Genomic DNA, 24,078 nt, shown 5'->3' on the forward strand with positions numbered 1-24,078 from the left:
AAAGTTCCAAGCTTTGACAAAGAGCAACTAAGAAAAAAGTCTCACACAGTACATTTTTAGGGAACGAAAAATACAAACACTTAAATAAGTCTGCTTTATTTTATAAATTTATCGATTACAAAAAAAGCGTAATAATTTTTTCTATCTAATTAAATAACCACATGAATACAAGATTTACAGTTTTGGTTTTGACCTTGTTTTTATTTACAAGTAATGGCTACTCCCAAAAAAGCAACTCATTTAATGTAAAAAAACAGCTTGAATATTGTGCAGAACAAGCTTCGAAGACTTTAAAAGTAATTCCCGATGACGGAACTTCTCCCAGAACGGTTCCTAATGGAAGCAAGGATTGGAAATTTGTTAATTACAAAGACTGGACAAGCGGATTCTGGCCAGGTGAATTATGGTATTTGTACCAAGCAACCGGAAATAAAAAATGGGAAAAAGAAGCGGATAAGTTCAGTCAGTTTTTAAAGCCTTTGTCAGTTAGCAAAGCTGCAGATCATGATTTGGGATTTCAGATTTTTAATAGTTTCGGAAACGGTTATCGTTTAACTAAAAACAAAGAATATAAAGATATTATCCTGAAAACGGCTGATACTTTAGCAACACTTTTTAATCCAAAAGTAGGAACAATCCAATCTTGGCCACACAATAAAATGGGCGGTCATAATACGATTATAGATAATATGATGAATTTAGAATTGCTTTTTTGGGCTTCTAAAAATGGAGGAAGTAAAAAGTTGTATGACATCGCGGTGAAACATGCCGAAACTACGATGAACAATCATTTTAGACCAGATTACACCTCATATCATGTTATTATTTACGATTATGAAACCGGTAAAAAAATAAAAGGCAGAACGGCTCAAGGTTATAGCGATGATAGTATGTGGGCGAGGGGTCAGGCATGGGCTATTTATGGTTTTACAATGGTTTACAGGGAAACAAAAGACCCTAAGTTTTTAGATTTTGCGCATAAAATAGCACGTGTCTATTTAGACAGATTGACGACTGAAGATTTAATTCCGTACTGGGATTTTAATGCTCCCGGAATCCCAAATGAGCCGAGAGATGCTTCGGCAGCTGCGATTGTTTCTTCGGCACTAATTGAGCTAAGTTCGTATACAAAGGAGGCATCGCTTAAAAAAGAATACTTAACAAAGTCTAAAAAAATGATAGTTGAACTTTCAGATCATTATCAAAGTCATGATGCAAATTCAGCGTTTTTGCTTCATTCTACAGGGCATAAACCTGCAGGAAGTGAAATAGATTGTTCGATAAATTATGCAGATTATTATTATCTTGAAGCACTTTTAAGACTTCAAAAACTAAAAAACTAGTGTTATGATGAAAAGAATTATCCAAATCTCGTTTACGATTGCCCTTGTTATAATATTGGTAAGCTGTAAAAATGCAAAACAACAACTGCAGGAATATGTCACGACTTATAATAGTACGGCGGCAAGTTTTAAGGCTGAAGATATTACGCTTACAACCGCCAGAGGATACATAAATGATGATAAAATTGAATTGCGTTTTGAGACTAATTTAGAGCAAAATGAAACGAACAAAGTAAGAGCAAACACATCTTTTCCTAAGTTGTTGAAAGAAATGATCAATAAAAACCAAATACCTAAAGAACTTGTTGAAGAAGGGATTCAGTTTGATGCTTATTTTTTAGCCGATGATAATACTGTTCTTGTAAAACAGATCATAAACAAAGAATCTCTACCGGAATTATTACAGTAATAATTAAATTTTATATTGTGAAAAAAGCCACTTTAATTATTTTTAAAGTGGCTTTTTATTTGTTTTTAATAGTAAATTGATAAATTGAGGTTTCGATTTTGTTGTAAAAACTGTTTATTTTAGGTTAATTTATTTGTAGTCAAATGATTACATGATTTATTTTTGTGGCATGATGTTGTTTTTGTTTGAAAAGTTCATTATGTTTGAGTTAAAAAATAACCTAAAACCTAAAAATTTATGAAAAAAATTACCCAAATCGCATTTGCTGTTATGATTATGTTAGTGTTGGTAAGTTGTAAAAATACCAAACAAAAAATTCAGGAACATGTTAGTACTTATAATAATTCGTCGTCAATAAAAGGTAGTGGCATTACCAGTACAACGGCAAAAGCATTTTTGAATGACAATAAAATTGAAATTAGAATTGAAACCAATTTAGAAGAAAACGACACCAATAAATTGACTTACAAAGAGTCGTTTCCTGATTTGCTGAAAGAAATGATCAAAAATGATCAAATTTCAAAAGAGTTAATCGAAGAAGGAGTAAAATTCGATATATACTTTTTAGCTTATAATAATGCGATTCTGGCGCAACGAGTTGTGGATAAAGAAGAATTAGCAGTTTTAGAAAATGCAGCTGATGCTAAAGAAAAGGTAACTGCAAAACTTTAGTTTTAAGAAAATAATAAAAAATAAAGCCTCTTTAAGATTTTAAAGAGGCTTCATTTTTTTATCGTTTAGTAACATTGGTTAAAATATCAGGGAAATAAGAATCGGATAAATGGCCAAACTCATCACCGCGCATGAAGATATTACTATCAACATCAGCAAAACTTTTCTTGCCGGCTGCCGCTAAAAGTTCGTTGGCAGCATGTAAGGTATTTTTATGAAAGTGATATACACGATCTGATTTATCGGTTACCACTAAACCTTTCATCAACATTTTATTTTGCGTAGCAACTCCGGTAGGACATTCGTTATTATGACAGCGTAATGCCTGGATACAGCCTAAGGAGAACATAAATCCGCGTGCGCTATTACACATATCTGCGCCTAGTGCAATGGCGTGTAAAATAGAATAACCTGAAATGATTTTTCCGCTGCCAATAATTCGAATTTTATCACGAATATTTAAGCCTATCAAAGTTTTATTTACAAATATTAAAGCAGGTTCAAAAGGCATTCCAACACCATCAGAAAATTCTAACGGAGCAGCTCCGGTTCCGCCTTCGGCACCATCAATAGTGATAAAGTCAGGGTAAGTATCTTCGGCAATCATTTCGTGGCAAATCGCTTCAAATTCAGCAGTATTTCCTATGCATAATTTAAAGCCAATAGGTTTTCCGTTTGATAATTCACGCAGTTGTGCTACAAAATGAATAAGTCCTTTTACGTCTGAAAAAGCATGATGACCAGGAGGCGAAAGAATCATAGTGTGGGGTTCAACTCCTCTTATTTTAGCAATTTGTTCAGTGTTTTTAGCGGCCGGAAGTACACCTCCGTGACCTGGTTTTGCTCCTTGTGAAAGCTTAATTTCGATCATTTTCACGTTTGGAAGATTGGCTTTTTCTGAAAATTTTTCAGGACTAAAATTCCCCGCAGCATCACGGCATCCAAAATACCCTGTACCAATTTGCCAGGTAATGTCTCCGCCGCCTTCAAGGTGATAATCTGTCAGACCGCCTTCTCCGGTATTTTGATAAAAGTTTCCTTTTTTTGCACCAATATTAATGGCGCGAACTGCATTTTCGCTCAATGAACCAAAACTCATAGCCGAAACATTAAATAAAGAAGCTAAATAAGGTTGTTTGCAATCTTTCCCTCCAACCAATACACGAGGTAATTCTTCGTTTACTTTTGCCGGAAAAATGGAATGTTTTATTCCCTCATAGCTATCATGATTTAGATTTTGCTGTGTTCCAAAAGGTGTATTTGAATCGATATTTTTGGCCCTTTGGTATACCAAAGAACGCTGGTTTCTTGAAAAAGGTTTTCCGTCAGTAGATCTTTCGATAAAATATTGCTGAATTTCAGGTGCAATCATTTCAAATAAATACCTGAAATAACCTAAAACAGGAAAGTTTCTTAAAATGGCATGCTTTTTTTGAAGGGTATTATAAACACCAACAACCAGTAATATCGGAATGATAATTACGAGTAAAAAACCGCGCTTGGTATAAAAATAAATTGTAACAACAATTATAAACAATAAGAATCCGTAGATGAAGAATTTTTTTCTCATGTTTGTAAAATTTAAAAGGAAAAGTTTAATAATTAATTGAATCGCAGGCGTACATAAACGTGTTTAATGCCTTTTTTGTCTGATTCTCTTTCATCAATTTCAAGAATATCAGTAAGCGATTTTAACATTGGCGTAAGTTTAGAAAAGCCATAATTTCTTGGGTCGAATTCGGGTTTTTTCTTAACGATCAGGTTTCCAACATCTCCTAAAAATGCCCAACCGTCATCATCCTCAATATCTTCGATCGTAGCTTCGATAAGTTCAATAGTGGGAGCGTCAATTTTATGTAATGCTTTTTCAGCAGGTTTTTCTACCGGTTTTTTAGCATCGGCAGCAGCAGTTGTTTTTGGTTTTTTCTTCTGGATTGCGCCGTCAAGAACCTCGATATAAATAAATCGGTCGCAGGCAACAATAAAAGAATTCGGAGTCTTTTTTTCTCCAATACCAATTACTTTCATTCCGGATTCCCTTAATCTTATGGCCAAACGGGTAAAATCGCTATCGCTCGAAACAATACAAAAACCATCTAGTTTTCCTGAATATAGTAAATCCATAGCATCTATAATCAAAGCAGAATCTGATGAATTTTTACCTACAGTATAACTATATTGCTGGATTGGGGTAATGGCGTGTTCTAATAAAACAGCTTTCCATCCATTCGAGTTTGGTTTGGTCCAGTCTGCATAAATACGTTTTGTGGTTGGTGTGCCAAATTTTGTTATTTCTTCCATCATGCCTTTTACATTGCTATAAGGCACATTATCGGCATCAATAAGAACGGCTAATTTGAGATCTTTGGAGTTGCTTAAAGCCATTTTTTAGTTGTTAGAAAAATTAGTACTTCCAAAGGTAAAACTAAAATTGGTTTTTATTAGAATTTGGTCCTGAATAAGTGTTTTGTTTCATATTAATTATTTTGGTTATAAATAAGAGATTATTATAACGAAAACTATTAAGGATAAACTTGTCTTTTGTGTTGAATTTCGATATATTTGTAGTCAATCAACAAATTTGCCTATGTTTTCAAAAGCCTGTGAGTACGGAATCAGAGCTTCAATATTTATTGCCACTAAATCCTCAAAAGGAATCAGGGTTGGAATAAAAGATGTTGCCAAAGAAATTGATTCGCCGGAGCCTTTTACAGCCAAAATAATGCAGATTCTGACCAAAAGCGGAATCATAGAATCGTCAAAAGGAGTAGGAGGTGGATTTGAAGTTTCTGGTAGTGCTTTAAAATCGATAAAACTTATTCAGATTGTTGATGCGATAGATGGCGATACGATATATAAAGGTTGTGGTATAGGTTTAAAAGAATGTTCTGAAACAAAACCGTGTCCAGTGCATAAAGAGTTTAAAAAAGTACGCGAACTACTTTTAGAAATGCTTACCAATACCACATTAGAACAGCTTGCTTCAGGAGTTAAAACGGGCGATTTTTTTCTTAGGATAAATGACAGAGAATAATATAAAAAAATAAATAGAGATGAATAAAAAAATTAAAATTTCGATTGTAATGCTATTGGGGTGCCTGGCAATTACTTCTTGCGGAAAAAAAGAGACTGCACCCACTGATGAATCAACAGAAATCAACAAAACTATAACTGATGAGGGGCATCCTGCAGCAGTCAGTAATGTTTTAGTTATTACAGGAAACGATGAAATGCAGTTTAGTACCAATGAGCTAAGAGCTCAAGCCGGAAAACCAATCACTTTAACTTTAAAGCATACCGGCAAAATACCTAAACAGGCAATGGGTCATAATGTGGTGATCTTAAAGGAAGGTATTAATGAAGCGGGTTTTGCTGTTAAAGCAGCAGCAGCTCAGGAAACGGATTATATCCCTGATTCAGAAAAAGCTTCGATTATTGCGCATACAAAATTACTGGGCGGAGGAGAACAGGATACAATTGAATTTACGATAGATAAAAAAGGAACATATAATTTTTTATGCTCATTTCCCGGGCATTATGCTATGATGAAAGGTGTTTTAATTGTTGAATAAATAAAGGACTCTAATCCGCATTTTGGGTTAGGGTTTTTTCTTAAACTAATAAAAGATTAATTTGTCTTTTATTTAAAATTAACTACATACCAATATAAAATAATAATTATGGAAAATTTAAGAGATAAAACAGTTGCAGCTTTTGTTACAGAGGACTTTAGAACAGCAGCGGTATTTTCAAAATACAAAATTGATTTTTGTTGTAAAGGACAGAAGACAATTAATGAAGTTTGCCTAAAACAAAATATAGATACAAGAGTTTTGCTTAAAAAAATCAACGAAGTTTTACTTGCTGAAGATTCAAATACTATCGATTTTAACTCGTGGCCTTTGGATTTACTGGCAGATTATATCGAAAAAACGCATCATCGTTATGTGGTAGATAAATCGGTTATTATAATACAATTTTTAAGTAAACTTTGTAATGTTCATGGAGGCAGACATCAGGAATTATTTAAGATAAATGACTTGTTTATTCAGTGTGTTAATGAATTATCACAACACATGAAAAAAGAAGAATTTATTTTGTTTCCCTTCATAAAGGACATGGTAAAAGCTATAGGCAGAGGAGAAGCCGTAAATAAGCCAGCCTTTGGATCAGTGGCTAACCCAATTGCCACGATGATACATGAGCATGAGGTAGAGGGCGAACGATTTAATGAAATTTCTAATCTAACGAATAATTACACTGCACCAAGCGATGGATGTACGACTTATAAGGTAACATTCGCAATGTTAAGAGAATTTGAAGAAAATCTGCATACCCATATTCATTTAGAAAATAATATATTGTTTCCTAAAGCTATAATTTTAGAAAAAGAATTTTCTTAAAATAGTTTTTTTACTAAAAATGCACTTAAAGATTATTATATTCTTTCGGTGCATTTTTAGTGCTTAAAAGCGATTTAAGCTTTTCTGAAATATTTTTAATCTTGTTAAAAAATGAAATACCCAACTAAAATAAGCGTGCTAAAAAGCTGGATAATAGTTTGTTTTTTTAATTTTCTGATAGCCTCACTTATGGGGTTGTTGATGCGTTTTCTTTACTTATTTCCTGTAGCAAGTGTCAACTACAGTTTTTTGCTACACGCTCATTCTCATGTCGCTATGTTAGGGTGGACTTATTTGATGATTTATGTTTTAATCGTTTACTTTTTTATTCCAAAACATAAGAGCATTAAACCAATTTACAATCAATTATTTTGGCTTACTGAATTTTCGGTAATAGGTATGATGATTGCTTTTCCTGTTCAGGGATATGCCTTGTTTTCTATCCTGTTTTCGACATTGCATATTTTATTAAGTTATATTTTTTGTTGGCTGGTATGGCGGGATTGCTGTAAAGGCAAAAGAATGAACAAAAAGATATTATTAGCAGCCATTTTGTTCATGATATTTTCTACTATCGGAATTTGGTGTTTAGGGCCAATAATAAGTTTAGTGGGTAAACAGAGCGTTTTTTATCAAATTGCAATTCAGTTTTTTCTTCACTTTCAATTCAACGGATGGTTTCTATTTGCTGTTTTGGCTCTGTTTTTAAAACAATTTAAAAATGAAGTAGAAAAAAGTCATTTTAAAGTGTTTTTTATTTTGCTTATCGTCTCAACAATTGCAACCGTTGCATTTCCGGTAAGTTGGTATGTAAGGAATAGTTTAATAGGTTATAGTAATGGTATTGGTGTAGTGTTACAGCTTTTTGCTTTTTTGTATTTTTATAAAATGCTAAAGCCGCAAGTTTTTGGTTTTAAAGCTGCTTTGAGTGGTACGGCAAAAATGGTATATAGTTTAGCGATTTGTTCCTTATTTCTTAAAATTATTTTTCAGTTAATGCTTCTTGTTCCTGATATAGCTTCATCTTCGCACCAAATTAGAGGACTTGTAATTGGTTTTATTCATTTGACTACTTTAGGAATTATTACTGGATTTTTGTTTGGAATTTTATTTCAGAATAAATTACTTTCAGGTAATTCGACTTTAATTCGGTCAGGAGTAAAATGTTTTGTTTTGGGCTATATTTTTACAGAGATATTATTGTTTGTTCAGGGAGCGCTTTTTTATTTTAATAAAGGAGTATTGTCATGGTATTATGAAGCTATTTTTGTAACCAGTGTATTGATTGTTGCAGGTTTGATTTTGATGATTATATCAGAACTTAAAATAAAAAAATAAGGGCGATTAATTAAAATCACCCTTATTCTTACTAATGAATCAATCTATTTAAATGCGTAATTTTTAGTTTATGGTTGTTGTTAATTGTTGCTAAATAATATTTGATTAAAATCAATTTTGATTTGTTTTTAATACACAGTAAAAGTAAGGGGTGAATTGGTCTTTTATAATGATAAAAATCATGTTACATAAAATATTCCATTAAATTTAAATTAAGCTTAATTCTAAATCAGCATATACTCAGGAAGTGTTATAAATAAATAGGGCTTGATAGTTGCAATCTGATTATTTTTAATAAAAATAAGAGGCAAACTCGATTTTAGAATAATAATCATTATTTTTGCACCCTGTTAAAAGAAAATTATTACTTCAAAATATATTTATGGTAAAAGATTTATTCGAAAGAATTCAGAACAATAAAGGACCACTAGGAAAATGGGCTTCACAAGCTGAGGGGTATTTTGTATTCCCTAAATTAGAAGGGGAACTTGGTCCAAGAATGAAATTTGGCGGAAAAGATATTTTAAATTGGAGTTTGAATGACTATTTAGGTCTTGCGAATCATCCAGAGGTTCGTCAGGCAGATATTGATGCTGCAACTCAGTTTGGTGCAGCTTACCCGATGGGCGCCCGTATGATGTCAGGACATACTAAATATCATGAGCAATTAGAAAACGAATTAGCTGAGTTTGTAATGAAACCGGCTGCATATTTATTGAATTTTGGTTATCAGGGAATGGTGTCTATTATTGATGCTTTGGTGACTAAAAATGACATTATAGTTTACGATGTAGATTCTCACGCTTGTATCATTGATGGTGTTCGTTTGCATATGGGTAAACGTTTTACTTACAAGCACAATGATCTTGAAAGTATGGAGAAAAACCTGCAGCGTGCTACCAAAATGGCAACAGAAACAGGCGGAGGTATTTTATTTATTACCGAAGGTGTTTTTGGAATGAGAGGGCAACAAGGTAAATTAAAAGAAATTGTTGCTTTAAAAGAAAAATATAATTTCCGTTTATTAGTAGATGATGCACACGGTTTTGGAACTCTTGGTAAAACAGGAGCCGGAGCAGGTGAAGAGCAGGGAGTTCAGGATGGTATTGATGTTTACTTCTCGACTTTTGCAAAATCAATGGCAAATATTGGTGCTTTTGTAGCTGCTGATCAGGATATTATTGATTATTTAAAATATAATTTACGTTCTCAGATGTTTGCAAAAGCATTACCAATGATTCAAACAATTGGTTCTTTGAAACGTTTAGAATTATTGCGTAATCATCCTGAATTGAAAGATAAACTTTGGGAAAATGTAAATGCATTACAAAACGGTTTGCGTTCAAGAAACTTTAATATTGGAGATACAAACACTTGCGTAACACCTGTTTATTTACAAGGAAGTGTTCCGGAAGCAATGGTGATGGTAAATGATTTAAGAGAAAACTACGGTATTTTCTTATCGATTGTAATTTATCCGGTAATCCCGAAAGGAATTATTTTGTTGAGAATGATTCCAACAACTTCACATACTCTAGCTGATATCGATGAAACGTTAACAGCATTTGAAGCAATTCGTGAAAAATTGGAAAACGGTACTTACAAAGAAATTGCAAGCAGAACTACAGTAGATTTAGACGCTTAATTTCTAAAAATAGATTCCTAATATGGGAATTATGTAAAAAAATCCATTCGTTATGCGAATGGATTTTTTTTATTTACAGTAATTTTATATCAACTAATTATTAAAACAAAAAACATGAAGAAAATACTAGCCTTTACCATTATTACTTTAAGTGTTTTTGCTTCTTGTAAAAAAGATCAAGTTGCAGAACCGGTAGAAATTACACCAAAAGCACCAAAAGAAGCCCAAATTGTTGAGTCATCAGGAGATCAATGTTATGCGTCGACAGGTGCTAGTAAAATTGAACTGAGTTATAATGTGAACTCACATCAGGAAGTAAATGGAAAATTAAGCTATAATATAGCTGGGAAGGATAAAAATGAAGGAACTTTGATAGGGAATATGAAAGGTGATACGTTAATTGCGGATTATACTTTTATGTCAGAAGGTGTTTCATCTATCAGAGAAGTTGCTTTTATTGAAAGAGAAGGAATTCTTTACGAAGGATATGGTGATGTTGTAGAAGCAAATGGTAAAGTTTCGTTTAAAGATAAAAAACTACTAAAATTTGATCAAAAAAATACATTAACAAAAGTTGATTGTAAAGCAGAATAAGCTTTTATTCTGCTATTATTTAAAAAAAAATCCATTCTTTGGGGAGAATGGATTTTTTAATTTTTATACTATTGCTGTGATTTTAATTGATCGATATAATCACTTGAATTGCCGTTCCAATAACATTTTTTGCATCGGACATTTGCAAACTCATGCTGGCAATTTGTATATCCGTACAATGCACTTGCGCATTCAGGACATAAATATTCCATGGCAGAAGATTGTTTATAAAACTCACTTTTGCATTCACTACAAATTCCAATGGTTAACATTTACTATTTTTAATGTTTAAACTGAAAATGGCTAATGAAAATTGAATACTAAAGATATTTCAGGTATGTTTTTCTCTGACAATGAATTTTTGGATCAAAATTCTTCCATAACAAATGTATGGCTGTGTTTTCGGCTAATTCAGGAGTTCTGATGCAATTTTGAATTCCTTTTTCTGAGAATGTTCTATAATATTCATCAAAAATAATGGCTGTAACTCCCTTGTTTTGGTAATCAGGATGAACTCCAATAAGGTAAAAAACAACGTCTTTACTTTGTTTTCTTGCTTTTAGTAAGTGAATAAATCCAAACGGAAATAGTTTTCCTTTTGCTTTTTGCAAAGCCTCAGAAAAACTAGGCATTACAATGCTAAAGGCAACAAGTTTATCGTCTTTATCTACCACAAATTTAATATACTCGGGATTGATAAAGCTGATGTATTTCTTCTTAAAATATTCTTTCTGAACATCTGATATCGCTACGAAAGAAGCCAGTTTAGCATACGATTCATTAAACAAATCAAACATTTTATCCACATGTGGCATAATGTCTTTTGTCTTGGTAAATGTTAATGATCTTAGACCGTATCTTTTTTTGATTAATTCCTGTGCTTTGAGAAAAAATTCAGGTTTAACATTCGAAAAAGGAAAAATACTTTCAATATATTCCTTTTCTACCTGAAAACCCAATTGTTCAAAATGAGTGACATAATAAGGATTATTGTACCAGGTGATCATGGTTCCCATTTGGTCGTAACCTTCTGTAAGAACACCAACTTTGTCCAGGTTAGAAAAACCCATTGGTCCTTCGGCATGTTCCAGCTGATGTTGTCTTCCTAACTCGTATACTTTTTCTAATAAGGCCTTTGTTACTTCGATATCATCGATAACATCAAACCATCCAAAACGTACTTTTCTTTTGTGCTGATTATTTACCTCAGACCAGTTGATGATTGCTGTAATTCTTCCAACAATTTGATTGTCTTTGTATGCCAGATAAAAATAGGCTTCGGCGTTTTCAAAAGCAGGATTTTTTGTTTTATCAAAAGATTCTAATTCGTCTGCAATAATAGGTGGAACCCAATACGGATTGTCTTTATAGAGAGAAAACGGAAATTTGACATAATCAGTTAGTTCCTTTTTTGTTTTGGCTTCTTTAATTGTAATCATCAAGATTGAGTATGTAAATTGTCTCTTTGTAGAGAGAAGTTGTTATTAAAATTTATTCGTATTTCGATTTACGCTTTCTTTCTTTTGCCTGATAATCGATTTCTCTTTGTTCCATCTGGTTATCCTTGTTCTTTTTTGCTTTTTCTCTGCCTTTAAACTCCATTTGCTTTTCTTTATAACTTCCGTCATAACGCCATGAAACACCAACTCCTCCGTATAATACCGAAGGTGTGTTTTTGAAATTGGTACTAACAGAAGCATCAACCTGAAGATTAGAATTGATTAAGTAGGCAGCTCCGCCACGAACAATTGCATCGCTATAGAAATCGCTTTTATAGCCTTGGTTTTCAACAAAACCCGACCATTTGTCATTAAATCCGTGGGTTAATGTTAACACATAACCATAACTAGGGTAGTCTGTTGTAATGTAATCGGCAATAATATTGGTTACAAAAACCCATTTTCCTCCTCCAAATAAATTTTGCGTAATCAAAGCCACTTTAGGGGATATAGCAGATTGCGGCGAAAAGTAATATGGATTATCAGCACCCGTAAAATTGGCTCCTGCAAAAATAGAAACTGCTGGAATTAATTCGCGCCAGTTAAAACTATGATTGGCTTTGTAGCTATAAATATTAGCCTCTTTTTTGTAGTTTTGATAAGGATCGTAAATTAAATATTTTGCTCCTAAAACGGTTTGCCTGAAATTATTCTTTTTGTAACTGGTGTATGGAGTATCAAAATTTTCCATTTGGTATTGTATGTCCAGAATAAGCTCTAATTTTTCTAAAAACGCACCATAGCGCAAAGTTAAATCTGTACCAAAACCGCTTGCATCATAATCTAATAAATCATGTTTTTCTTTGATGCCGTAAACACCCAATTCTGCCTGAATTACAGATTTCCCTACTGCATATGCAGACATCGTTTCGCCAGGGCGATTAGAGTTAATAACATCAGTATATTGCGCAAAAAATAATTGAGGAACAAAACAAAGAGCTGCAATAAATAAGTTTTTATTTTTTAACATAAATGTGTTTTTGGATTAAAAAGTAATAACGCATTTCAAATGTACTATATTTTATTATTTATTTAAGATTGATATTTTAATTTTAAACAATGGATTTATTAATTTTGGAAAAAAATTATATGATCATGCAAGAAGCATCTTTTACAAATTTGTTTAAAACGATAATGTGGATTATTGCGTTTTATTATATTTTTAAATTTTTAGCCAAAATCTTTTTACCTGTTTTGGTGAAAAAAGCGGTTGAAAAAGCAGGGGAGAATTTTCAGAGACAACAACAATATAGTCAGGGAACTACATGGCAAAAAACACCTATTAATAATGATGAAATCATTATCGATACGGCCAATGCAAAAAAACCGCGCGAAACCAAAAAGGTGGGCGATTATGTTGATTACGAAGAAATAGATTAAGTTTGCGTCCTAGAGTTGTAGGATGCATCATTTAACCCAAACCAGTCTAAATTGAAAATAGTAAATAAGTTCTATCCGCATGCCCTTGTTATATTGGGCTTTATTATCGTTTCTTTAATTTATTTTTACCCGGTTTTACAGGGAAAACAAATCTTCCAATCGGATATTGCTCAATATACCGGAATGGCTAAAGAGCAAAATGATTTTAGAGCGACAGAGCATTCTGAGCCTTATTGGACCAATTCAGCATTTGGTGGTATGCCAACCTATCAGTTGGGAGCAAATTATCCTAACGATTTTATAGGACATTTAGACGATATTTTACGTTTTTTACCCCGTCCTGCAGATTATCTGTTTTTATATTTCTTAGGTTTCTATGGCTTGTTATTGGTGTTAAAAACTGATCCCTTAAAAGCATTTATTGGGGCAATTGCGTTCGGTTTTTCGACGTATTTAATTATTATTCTGGGAGTTGGTCATAATGCAAAAGCGCACGCGATTGCTTATATGCCGCTTGTTATTGCCGGATTTATACTGGTTTTTCAGAAAAAATATATTTGGGGAGGTTTGCTCACCATGTTTGCGGTTGCATTAGAAATTAATGCCAACCACTTTCAAATGACTTATTATTTATTGATTTTCTTATTGATATTGTCGGGTTATTTTGCTTTTAATTTTATCAAAGAAAAAGAATACAAGCCTCTTTTAACAGCGATTGGAGTTTTGGCTGTAGCAGGAATTTTTGCCATTGGTGCCAATTCTACCAATTTAATGGCAACTAGCGAGTATGCTAAGTTTAGTACTCGTAGTAACAGCGAATTGACTTTTAATCCGGATGGATCTAAAAAAACAAACGAAAATGCTTTAAGCCGCGAATATATTACAGAATACAGTTACGGAATTCCTGAAAGTTTTAATCTAATTGCACCTAGACTTTTTGGAGGTTCTAATCATGAAAATGTAGGAACAGATAGCCGTATGTATTCGTTTATGATCGAACAAGGAGTTCCATCGGAGCAAGCTCAGGACTTTGTGTCCGGAATGCCAACGTATTGGGGAGACCAGCCTATTGTTGCAGCTCCGGCTTATATTGGGGTTGTGGTTTTCTTTTTAGGAGTTTTGGCATTATTTATTGATGATAGAAAAATAAAATACGTATTCCTTTCAGGTGCATTAGTAGCATTGGTACTTTCATGGGGTAAAAACTTCTCTTTATTGACAGACTTTTTTATCGATTACGTGCCTATGTATGATAAGTTTAGAGCGGTTTCATCAATTCAGGTTATTCTTGAATTGTGTTTTCCTGTTTTGGCTATTATGGGATTACAATCTTTCTTTAAAGCCAAAGATGAGCCTAAATTACAACAGAAAGCTCTTGTGCAAACAGGTGTTTTTGGTATTGGGATAGTTATAATTTTAGTATTTACTAAAAGCATGTTTCACTTTACAGGAAGCAGCGATAATTATTTCTTAGAAAGCTACGGACCAGCTTTTGTTGATGCCTTAAAAGAGGATAGAATGACGCTGTATTCTGCAGATTTATTACGTTCAGGCTTTTTTATAGTATTGACTTTTGGAATTTTATGGTTATTCATTAAAAATAAATTGGCTCAAAATACAACTTTGATTATTGTTGGTCTTTTAATGATTTTCGATTTGTTTTTTGTCGATAAAAAGTATGTTTCGGCTAAAGATTTTGTGAGTCCTGCTCAAATTGCGGCTCCGTTTCAGGAAACTCCATCTGATGCTCAGATTTTAAAAGATACAACACATTACAGGGTTTTTGAAGTAAATGGTAATATGTCCAGCGCTCGTGCTTCTTATTTCCACCATTCTTTAGGAGGATATCATGCAGCAAAACCTAGAAGAATGCAGCAGTTATTCGACTATCAGATTGCAAAAAACAATATGGAAGTTTTGGATATGTTGAATGTAAAGTATATCATTCAAACCGATAAAGAAGGAAAAGAATTTCCAACGATAAACCCAAATACAAACGGAAATGCCTGGTTCGTCAGTACTGTAAAATTAGTAAATAAGCCCGATGATGTGATGAAGGCTTTGGATCATATCGATACTAAAAAAGTAGCCGTTTTTAATGTTCGTGAACACGAAGGTAAATTTAGAAGCGCCCGTTTAAAGAAACCTTGGGATACAACAGGAACTATTAAAGTAGTAGAGTACAAACCAAATTATATCAAATACAAGTCTGATAATAAGAAAGATGGTTTAGCGGTATTCTCTGAAATATATTATAAAAATGGATGGAATGCGTATATTGATGGTGAGTTAACAACACATTTTCCGGTTGATTACGTTTTACGAGCAATGGAAGTTCCTGGCGGACAACATACTATTGAGTTTAAATTTGAACCTCAGGTTGTAAAAACAGGAAGTATCATAACTTTAGCCAGTTCAATTGGAATGTTATTGTTGCTGATTGGCGGAGTTTATTTCGAAAAATTCTACCGCAAAGATTCACAAAAAATTCACGGAGATACTCAAAAATAATCTTAAAAGCTTTGTGAAACATGGCGAACGCTTTGTGAATCTCTGTGAAACTAAATGATCGAATGGAACAAAAAAAACTCTTAATCATTACTTATTATTTTCCGCCTGCCGGAGGTCCGGGAGTACAGCGTTGGTTAAAATTTGTAAAATATTTACCTGAATTTGATATTCAGCCCATTGTTTACATTCCTGAAAATCCGACATATCCAATAATTGATGAAGGTTTGGTAAGCCAAATCTCTGATAAAGCGATTGTTCTTAAAAATAAAATATGGGAGCCTTACCAATTGGCATCCATTTTTTCGAAGAATAAAACCAAAAAAATCAGCTCCGGAATTTTTCCTCATAAGAAAAAACAAACTTTCCTGGATAAAACATTTCTTTGGATTCGGGGAAATCTTTTTATTCCCGATGCACGTGTTTTTTGGGTAAAACCTTCAGTGGCTTATCTGGAGAAATATATCAAGGAAAATAATATTGATACCATTGTAACTTCGGGACCACCACACAGTTTGCATTTGATAGGTTTAGAATTAAAAGAAAAACTAAATGTAAAATGGTTTGCTGACTTTCGCGATCCGTGGACAACAATTGGCTATCATAAAGCTTTGCGTTTATCTACTTATGCTGCTAAAAAACATAAAAGCTTAGAATATAAAGTGCTTAATACTGCAGATACTATTATTGTAACGAGTAAAACTACCAAAACCGAATTTCAGTCTATTACCAATAAACCAATTTCGGTAATTACCAATGGTTACGATATCGAAAATGTAGAAAAACAGACTTTAGATACCAAATTTACTTTGGCACATATTGGTTCGTTTTTATCTGACAGAAACCCAAAATTTTTATGGGAATGTTTGGTAGAATTGCTTCATGAAATACCTGATTTTAAATCGCATTTAGAAATTAAATTAATCGGTGCTGTAAGTCAGGAAGTTTTAGATAGTATTAAGGAATTTAATCTGAATGATTATTTGAACCTTTTGGGATATGTTTCACATCACGAAGCCATTGCACATCAAAAAAAATCGCAGGTTTTACTTTTAATAGAGATTAATTCTGAAGATACTAAAAGTATTATTCCTGGTAAATTGTTTGAATATATGGTCTCTAACCGACCAATAATTGCTATTGGTCCAAACGGATCAGATTTTGCCGATATCATTAAAGAGACCAATACAGGAGTATTTTTTGATTATTCTGAAAAAGCGAAGTTAAAAAGTGTAATTTTGGACTTTTACAATCAATTTTTGGAAGGGAAATTACAATCTCATGGTGTTGGTTTACAACAATATTCGAGAAAAAGCCTTACAAAGCAATTGGCACAATTGATCAAATAAAAAACATTCATAATTTCAAAAATAAAAAGAGAGCAGAAAATCAAAAATCTAAACTCTACAATCTAAACTCTGCAATCTGAACATGGGTATTGTTTTAAATCAGTCTTTCAAAAATACAATTATTACTTATATAGGTTTCGCTATTGGAGCCATCAACACACTTTATTTATACCCGGTTTATTTAGGTGCAACTTATTACGCATTAACAAATTACATTTTATCAGCAGCAAATGTTATTATGCCATTATTTGCGATTGGCATGCAAAACACCCTGGTTAAATTTTATTCGCAGTATAAAACCGAAGAAGAAAGGGAAGAGTTTTTATCGTTTACAGCCTTGTTTCCAATACTAATGTGTATTCCGCTGGGAATTATTGGTGTTTTTTTCTTTGATGATATTACAGCATTTGTAACTAAGAAAAATCCTGTTGTAAAGGAGTTTATGCTTCTGATTCCTTTTATTGGGATTTGTATGGCGTATTTTGAAATTTTCTATGCTTGGGCGAGAGTGCATATGCATTCTGTTTTTGGAAATTTTATTAAAGAAGTCGGGTTAAGATTATTTTCGACTTTTGCTTTGGTAGGTTTGTACCTTAACTGGATCTCGCTTATTCAGTTTGTATATGTAACAGCAGGAATTTATTTTGTAGCCTTTATAGTTACTATGTTTTATGCTTTTTACATTAAGAGACCTAAGTTTCAAATCAATATTCCTCAGAACGTAAAAGATGTAATGGAATATACTTTCTTCATTATTTTGTCGGGAAGTGTTGCCAATTTACTTTTAGATGGAGATAAACTGATGCTGAACCAATATATGAAGATTGAGAATATTGCTTATTACTCAGTTGCTACTTATATTGCTTTGGTAATTTCTGTTCCAAGCCGTGCGATGCATCAAATTGTATATCCAATTACGGCTAAATTGATGCATGAAAACAAACACGATGAGTTAAATCAGCTTTACAAAAAGACCTCAATAAATCTACAAATGGTAGGTGGTTTTGTCATGTTGTGCATTTTTGTAAATATCAGCCAGTTATACGAATTGGTTCCTAAAGAATATAGTGGCGGAATCGCCGTTGTATTTATGATTGGATTATCGAAGTATTTTGATTTAATTTTAGGAAACAATAATGCCATTATTTTTAATACTAAATATTACCGAATGGTGCTGTATTTAGGACTGTTATTGGTGTTTTTGACCATTGTATTAAACATGATCTTTATCCCGATTTTCGGAATCTTTGGTTCTGCTTTTGCGACTTTATTGTCTATTACTTTATATAGTTTGGCAAAGCTTCTTTTTGTGGTAAAAAAACTTCATCTATATCCGTTTACCAAACAAACGGTATATTCGATGTTGCTTACATTGGCTTTGTTTTTACTGTTTTATTTCTGGGAATTTCCTTTTTATCAATTAATTAGTATTGCTTTAAAATCTATTTTGGTAACTATTTTATATGTTTACTTAAATTACAGGTTTAATATTTCTCCCGATATTAATAAAGTGATCGATATGCTTTTACGAAAAATTGGAATTAAAATTTAGTACGATTTTATTGAGAAAATAAAAAGTAATTTAAATTTAAATCTATTTTGTTTTTATATTTGTTAGAAGGATAACCCATTTATTTCTAACAAGATATGAAAAAGAAATTACTTTGTTTTTTAGTGTTTTTTATTGTTTTGTTTTCTTCATTGGTTTTTGCTCAAAAAGACAGTTTACAAACTTCAAAAAAAGTTGCAACTGAATTAAAACAAGAAGGATATCCTGTAAATCCATTTAAGGACACACTTTTTTATGTTTATAATAAAGTTGGTTCTTTTTCTGCCGAAAATAGGGCAAATTCCATTACCGAAAAAATCAGAAAACTATATGAAGATTCTTTTTTTGAAGAAGATTCTATTGTCATTGTTCCCTCTGATATTTCAAAAGACATCGTATATAAAAATGACTTCATCATTATGTCAATTTTGGATATTGATGCAAAAGCAGAAAATCAAAGCACCGAATTTATTGCCAAACGAAATTTAAACGCAATAAAAAAAGCAGTTCTTTATCAAAACGAGAATTATTCGATGCTGCCTAAAAGACTTGGATACACTGCCTTACTCATTCTTATTATTGGAGTAATTTTATATTTTGTGGGTAAAATATTTAATAGGATACGCTTACATATTCTTAAAAACAGTGATAAATATTTTAAAGGTTTTACTTATAACAATATCAGTATTCTTTCGCCACAAAAGCAACAGTCATTATTGATGCGATTGTATAGCATTGTAAAAGGTTTTACATTGGTTTTGATTGTTTATTTTTCACTGCCATTACTGTTTAGTATTTTTCCGGCTACAGAAGCATATACAACAACATTATTACGATGGATTCTTACGCCTGCAAAATTGGCTGTCATGGGATTTATTGATTTTTTACCAAGCTTTGTTACAATCGTAGTAATTGTTTTCATTTTTAAATATACCATAAAAGTGATCCGTTTCTTTTTTGATGAGATAAAAAAAGAGAATATAAAAATTGATGGCTTTTATAGTGATTGGGCAATGCCTACATTTAATATCATCAGGTTTCTATTGCTGGCGTTCATGGTTGTTATTATATTCCCGTATTTGCCGGGATCAGACTCTCCAATTTTCAAAGGTGTTTCTGTTTTTGTTGGAATTTTATTTTCATTAGGTTCGTCAAATGCTATTGCCAATATGGTAGCTGGATTGGTTATTACCTATATGCGCCCGTTTAAAATAGGTGATTTTATAAAAATAGGAGATGTAAGCGGAGAAGTAATAGAGAAAACGGCATTAGTTACCCGAATAAGAACACCAAAATTTGAAGATATTACGATACCAAATGCCACTGTGTTATCGAGTACCTCTACCAATTATTCCTCTAATACAAAACAGGTTAACAACGGTTTGTTAATTCATACTGTTGTTTCAATTGGTTATGATGTGCCCTGGAAAGACATTCATAAAGCTTTGATTGAAGCTGCATTAAAAACAGAGATGATCGAGCAGACTCCATCGCCTTTTGTGTTGCAAACCAGCCTGGATGACTTTTATGTTTCCTATCAAATTAATATATATACGAAACACCCTACAAAGCAACCGATGATCTATTCCTCATTGCATCAAAATATTCAGGATTCATTTAATGCTGCCGGAATCGAAATTATGTCACCTCATTATAATGCTGTACGCGACGGAAATAATACTACTATTCCTGAAAGTTACTTAAAAAATGATTATGAAGCACCTTCTTTTAGTATTAAGAATAAAAGCTAACAAATTGATAATGTGCTACTAATCTTAAAATTTTAACACTAATTTATTTTGAAGTTAATTTTATAAAAATTAACTTTAGCTAAGAATTTAGCAACACTTTCCTTAATAGGGTAAAAAAGATCTCATTTAAGACAATAAAAGTGTGTGTTATTATGTTTATTAAGTTGGATTACTACGCTGAAAATGTTAAAAAGCGTGGAGTAATTTTTGCAGTATTTGGATTAATTTTTTACTTAATGATTATGAAGAACAATGGACTTAGTCAGGAGCAGAGCTTACAGGTGTTTTCTAATATGATATCAAACAAAGTTCATAACGGATTCACATTAGAAGAAAGAAATGATGAATTCCTTTTTGCAGTCCTTTCAAAAGGCGGAAAAGTAGTAAATCATGGTTTAAATTTCATTATTTTTTGTCTAACCTTAGGATTGTGGTCATTTGCATGGCTGTACTTGACAATTGAGGCATCAAAACAAAAAAAAGTATTAGTTGCCATCGATGAAGATGGTTTCCCCTTTGAAGAACGATGTTTAGTAGCTTAACAAATTTAAATCACAAAAAATTAAAAAATTCCAAATTCCAATATGATTAATAAGATCATTGGAATTTGGAATTTTTATTTGTTGTATAATTAAAGTACTGAAAAGAGTGCAAATTGAAAACTTAGCACCTTAGTAACTTAGCATCTTAGTGTCTTTTTTTTATAATTTATCCTTTAAATAAATTCCCGTAACCGATTTTTTTTCTTTCGCAACCTCTTCAGGAGTTCCTGTAGCCAATAAATGTCCTCCATTTTCTCCGCCTTCGGGGCCTAAATCGATGATCCAGTCAGCACATTTTATAAGATCAAGATTGTGTTCGATGACAATTATAGAATGTCCTTTTTCTATTAATGCATCAAAAGAAGCTAATAACTTTTTAATATCATGAAAATGTAAACCCGTTGTAGGTTCATCAAAAACAAATAAAGCCTTGTCTTTTGTTGCTCCTTTCACTAAAAACGAAGCCAGTTTAATACGTTGCGCTTCTCCACCGGAAAGAGTAGAAGAAGACTGACCTAATTGCACATAACCTAAACCAACATCTTGCAATGGCTGAAGTTTCTGGGTAATTTTTGCTTGTTTATTTTTATCGAAAAAGGCAATAGCGTCATCGATAGTCATGGTTAGGATATCGTTGATGTTTTTATCATCGAAAGTGATTTCTAAAATTTCTTTTTTAAATCTTTTCCCTCCACAAGTTTCACACGGCAGCGACACATCGGCCATAAAGACCATCTCGACGTTTATTGAGCCTTCTCCTTTACAGGTTTCGCAACGACCTCCATCAACATTAAAAGAAAAATGTTTGGCCTGATAACCTCTTATTTTAGATAATTTTTCTTTGGCATATAAATCACGAATATCATCATACGCTTTGATATACGTTACAGGATTTGATCTTGAGCTTCTTCCAATCGGGTTTTGATCAACATATTCGATATGTTTGATCTGCGAAAATGAACCTTTTATGTCACTGAACTGACCTGCTTTTTCAGCTGCATTTTCCAGTTTTTTCTGCATGGCCGGAAATAAGATCTTCTTAATCAAAGTACTTTTTCCACTTCCTGAAACTCCGGTAATCACCGTTAGAACATCAAGAGGAAAAGTAACATTAATATTTTTTAAGTTGTTTTCTCTCGCACCAACAATATCAATATGATTTTTGAATTTTCGTCTCTTTTTAGGAACCGAAATCTCTAAATCTCCATTAAGATATTTCGCAGTTAACGAATCCGATTTTAAAATTTCATCATAAGTTCCCTGAGCAACGAGATGACCTCCAAAAGTTCCTGCTTCGGGACCAATATCAATAATCATATCTGCAGCTTTCATGATGTCTTCATCGTGTTCTACAACAATAACGGTATTGCCCAGATCACGAAGCGATAATAAGACTTTGATCAATCGTTCAGAATCTTTAGGATGCAAACCAATACTTGGCTCGTCAAGAATATACATTGAACCAACTAAACTACTACCTAACGAAGTAGCCAGATTAATACGCTGCGATTCTCCACCGGAAAGTGTTGCAGAATTTCTGTTTAAAGTCAGATAATCTAAGCCAACTTCGGTTAAAAATGATAAACGGTTGTTGATTTCGACCATCAAACGTTTTGCAATTTGCTGTTCGTAAACATCTAAATCAATGTTTTTGAAAAAAGTAACCAAATGTTTAATAGGCAAATCGACTAAATCAGAAACCGTTTTACCGTTGATTTTTACATAAGAAGCCTCTTCGCGTAAACGTTTTCCTCGACAGGCATGACATTTTGTTTTTCCGCGGTAACGGGATAACATTACTCGATTTTGAATTTTATAATTTTTTTCTTCAAGTTCTTTAAAGAATCCGTTCAAGCCTTGAAAATAACTGTTTCCTTTCCAGATCAGGTCCTTTTGATCTTCGGTGAGTTCGAAATAAGGTTTATGAATAGGGAAATCAAATTTATAAGCGTGTTTTATCAATTCGTCTTTATACCAGCTCATGCTGTCTCCTCGCCATGGATAAATAGCATTTTCAAAAACAGATAAGGAAGTATTTGGTACTACTAAATCGGCATCAATGCCAATAATATTTCCGTAACCTTCGCAAACCGGACACGCTCCGTATGGATTATTAAAACTAAATAAATGAACGTTGGGTTCTAAGAACGTAATGCCGTCCAATTCAAAATTATTCGAATACGTAAATCTTTTATCTGAGCCTACTTCCTGAAGGTAACAAATTCCTTTACCCTCAAAAAAAGCAGTTTGTACAGCATCGGCCAAACGATTATAAAACTCTTCTTCGTCCTTAACGACAATTCTGTCAATAATAAGTAAGATATCTTTATTGTCTAATTTATGAATTTCTGTAGGCGTAAATTCATCTAAACGAACCATTTCGTTATCTACCAGAACACGGGCAAAACCTTGTTGCAGCAATACTTTTAGCTTGTCTTCGAGTTTCCTTCCTTCTTCAAGATGAATAGGAGCCAGGAGCATCCATTTACTGTCTAATGGCATATTTTTTACATCGGCAACAACATCGGTAACGGTGTTTTTTTTGACTTCGAGTCCGGAAATCGGAGAAAAAGTACGACCAATTCTTGCGAAAAGAAGCTTCATGTAATCGTAGATTTCAGTCGAAGTTCCTACAGTCGATCGCGCGTTCGTTGTATTTACTTTTTGTTCGATAGCAATTGCAGGAGCAATACCTTTTATATATTCTACTTTTGGCTTGTCTAATCGGCCAAGAAACTGACGTGCGTAAGAGGATAAACTCTCTACATAACGGCGTTGTCCTTCGGCATACAAAGTATCGAAAGCTAAGCTTGATTTACCTGATCCTGAAAGACCTGTGATAACAACAAGTTTGTTTCTGGGAATAGCGACATCTACATTTTTTAAATTATGTACCTGTGCTCCTTTAATTATAATATTATGTTTTGGGTCGAGTGTAGAAAGATCAATCTGCATACAAAAAGTCAATTTTTACAAAAGTAATCAATTTTGAATTGAGTTTTGTTAATGCCATTGTTCCAAATTTTAACATAATTCCCATTGTTAGAGAATGTAAACAATAAGAAAACAGTTTGTATAATTTATTTTCAGGATTGA

21 protein-coding genes are annotated in these 24,078 nt (G+C 32.8%); 15 read left to right on the forward strand and 6 right to left on the reverse strand.

Annotated features, from left to right (window positions below):
* The first annotated feature begins 161 nt into the window (after window positions 1-161).
* The 3 genes from FLP_RS01800 (at window position 162) to FLP_RS01810 (ending at window position 2,424) form a co-directional block, all read left to right on the forward strand.
* Window positions 162-1,343: a glycoside hydrolase family 88 protein gene (locus FLP_RS01800; RefSeq protein WP_065447800.1), complete on the forward strand. Its 1,182-nt coding sequence runs from the start codon at window positions 162-164 to the stop codon at window positions 1,341-1,343.
* A gap of 4 nt (window positions 1,344-1,347) precedes the next feature.
* Complete coding sequence (locus FLP_RS01805) at window positions 1,348-1,752, forward strand: hypothetical protein (protein ID WP_065447801.1); 405 nt, start codon at window positions 1,348-1,350, stop codon at window positions 1,750-1,752.
* Between the two features lie 237 nt (window positions 1,753-1,989).
* Window positions 1,990-2,424, forward strand: a complete 435-nt coding sequence (locus FLP_RS01810; protein ID WP_065447802.1) for a hypothetical protein — start codon at window positions 1,990-1,992, stop codon at window positions 2,422-2,424.
* 58 nt (window positions 2,425-2,482) lie between these two features.
* Here the strand turns inward: FLP_RS01810 and FLP_RS01815 are convergent, their stop codons facing one another.
* Both FLP_RS01815 and FLP_RS01820 read right to left on the reverse strand, forming a co-directional pair.
* On the reverse strand, window positions 2,483-3,994 hold the full coding sequence (locus FLP_RS01815) for an FMN-binding glutamate synthase family protein (RefSeq protein WP_065447803.1): 1,512 nt from the start codon (window positions 3,992-3,994) through the stop codon (window positions 2,483-2,485).
* Window positions 3,995-4,026: 32 nt separating this feature from the next.
* Window positions 4,027-4,809: an NYN domain-containing protein gene (locus FLP_RS01820; protein WP_065447804.1), complete on the reverse strand. Its 783-nt coding sequence runs from the start codon at window positions 4,807-4,809 to the stop codon at window positions 4,027-4,029.
* Window positions 4,810-5,011: 202 nt separating this feature from the next.
* Here FLP_RS01820 and FLP_RS01825 point away from each other — a divergent pair, with 202 nt between their 5' ends.
* From FLP_RS01825 to FLP_RS01850, 6 genes are all read left to right on the forward strand, one after another.
* Window positions 5,012-5,458, forward strand: coding sequence for an RrF2 family transcriptional regulator (locus FLP_RS01825; RefSeq protein WP_065447805.1), 447 nt, complete (start codon window positions 5,012-5,014; stop codon window positions 5,456-5,458).
* 19 nt (window positions 5,459-5,477) lie between these two features.
* Complete coding sequence (azu, locus tag FLP_RS01830; RefSeq protein WP_065447806.1) at window positions 5,478-5,996, forward strand: azurin; 519 nt, start codon at window positions 5,478-5,480, stop codon at window positions 5,994-5,996.
* Between the two features lie 108 nt (window positions 5,997-6,104).
* Window positions 6,105-6,827 carry an iron-sulfur cluster repair di-iron protein gene (gene ric, locus FLP_RS01835; protein WP_065447807.1) on the forward strand — a complete coding sequence of 241 codons (723 nt, stop codon included), beginning with the start codon at window positions 6,105-6,107 and terminating at the stop codon, window positions 6,825-6,827.
* 111 nt (window positions 6,828-6,938) lie between these two features.
* Complete coding sequence (locus tag FLP_RS01840; protein WP_065447808.1) at window positions 6,939-8,165, forward strand: hypothetical protein; 1,227 nt, start codon at window positions 6,939-6,941, stop codon at window positions 8,163-8,165.
* 382 nt (window positions 8,166-8,547) lie between these two features.
* Window positions 8,548-9,810, forward strand: coding sequence for a cysteate-C-fatty acyltransferase (gene capB / locus FLP_RS01845; protein ID WP_065447968.1), 1,263 nt, complete (start codon window positions 8,548-8,550; stop codon window positions 9,808-9,810).
* A 114-nt stretch (window positions 9,811-9,924) separates the two neighbouring features.
* Window positions 9,925-10,404 (forward strand): hypothetical protein, encoded by a 480-nt coding sequence (locus tag FLP_RS01850; protein ID WP_065447809.1) that lies wholly within the window; start codon window positions 9,925-9,927, stop codon window positions 10,402-10,404.
* An 82-nt stretch (window positions 10,405-10,486) separates the two neighbouring features.
* Here the strand turns inward: FLP_RS01850 and FLP_RS01855 are convergent, their stop codons facing one another.
* From FLP_RS01855 to FLP_RS01865, 3 genes are read right to left on the reverse strand one after another with little or no spacing between them, the layout of a single operon-like run.
* Window positions 10,487-10,666 carry a hypothetical protein gene (locus FLP_RS01855; protein ID WP_165606638.1) on the reverse strand — a complete coding sequence of 60 codons (180 nt, stop codon included), beginning with the start codon at window positions 10,664-10,666 and terminating at the stop codon, window positions 10,487-10,489.
* A 58-nt stretch (window positions 10,667-10,724) separates the two neighbouring features.
* The gene (locus FLP_RS01860) at window positions 10,725-11,843 is read right to left on the reverse strand and encodes a GTP cyclohydrolase (RefSeq protein ID WP_065447811.1); all 1,119 of its coding nucleotides are present in this window, start codon (window positions 11,841-11,843) and stop codon (window positions 10,725-10,727) included.
* Window positions 11,844-11,895: 52 nt separating this feature from the next.
* Window positions 11,896-12,873, reverse strand: coding sequence for a transporter (locus FLP_RS01865; protein ID WP_065447812.1), 978 nt, complete (start codon window positions 12,871-12,873; stop codon window positions 11,896-11,898).
* A gap of 89 nt (window positions 12,874-12,962) precedes the next feature.
* Between FLP_RS01865 and FLP_RS01870 the strand changes: the two genes are divergently transcribed.
* From FLP_RS01870 to FLP_RS01895, 6 genes are all read left to right on the forward strand, one after another.
* Window positions 12,963-13,283, forward strand: a complete 321-nt coding sequence (locus tag FLP_RS01870; protein WP_078008193.1) for a DUF4834 family protein — start codon at window positions 12,963-12,965, stop codon at window positions 13,281-13,283.
* 51 nt (window positions 13,284-13,334) lie between these two features.
* Window positions 13,335-15,794, forward strand: a complete 2,460-nt coding sequence (locus FLP_RS01875; protein ID WP_065447813.1) for a YfhO family protein — start codon at window positions 13,335-13,337, stop codon at window positions 15,792-15,794.
* 62 nt (window positions 15,795-15,856) lie between these two features.
* Window positions 15,857-17,140 carry a glycosyltransferase family 4 protein gene (locus tag FLP_RS01880; protein WP_065447814.1) on the forward strand — a complete coding sequence of 428 codons (1,284 nt, stop codon included), beginning with the start codon at window positions 15,857-15,859 and terminating at the stop codon, window positions 17,138-17,140.
* A gap of 82 nt (window positions 17,141-17,222) precedes the next feature.
* Window positions 17,223-18,692: a lipopolysaccharide biosynthesis protein gene (locus FLP_RS01885; protein WP_065447815.1), complete on the forward strand. Its 1,470-nt coding sequence runs from the start codon at window positions 17,223-17,225 to the stop codon at window positions 18,690-18,692.
* Between the two features lie 95 nt (window positions 18,693-18,787).
* The gene (locus tag FLP_RS01890) at window positions 18,788-20,440 is read left to right on the forward strand and encodes a mechanosensitive ion channel family protein (RefSeq protein ID WP_065447816.1); all 1,653 of its coding nucleotides are present in this window, start codon (window positions 18,788-18,790) and stop codon (window positions 20,438-20,440) included.
* Between the two features lie 152 nt (window positions 20,441-20,592).
* A complete protein-coding gene (locus FLP_RS01895) occupies window positions 20,593-20,982 on the forward strand; it encodes a hypothetical protein (RefSeq protein ID WP_243397543.1) in 390 nt (129 codons plus the stop codon).
* A 159-nt stretch (window positions 20,983-21,141) separates the two neighbouring features.
* On the opposite strand, the gene uvrA is transcribed toward FLP_RS01895, so the two are convergent.
* Entirely contained in the window at window positions 21,142-23,937 is a 2,796-nt protein-coding gene (gene uvrA / locus FLP_RS01900; RefSeq protein WP_065447817.1) for an excinuclease ABC subunit UvrA, read from the reverse strand.
* Window positions 23,938-24,078: the final 141 nt, after the last annotated feature.

Origin of the sequence: Flavobacterium piscis, from assembly GCF_001686925.1 — a bacterium.
GTDB classification, from domain to species: Bacteria; Bacteroidota; Bacteroidia; order Flavobacteriales; family Flavobacteriaceae; genus Flavobacterium; species Flavobacterium piscis.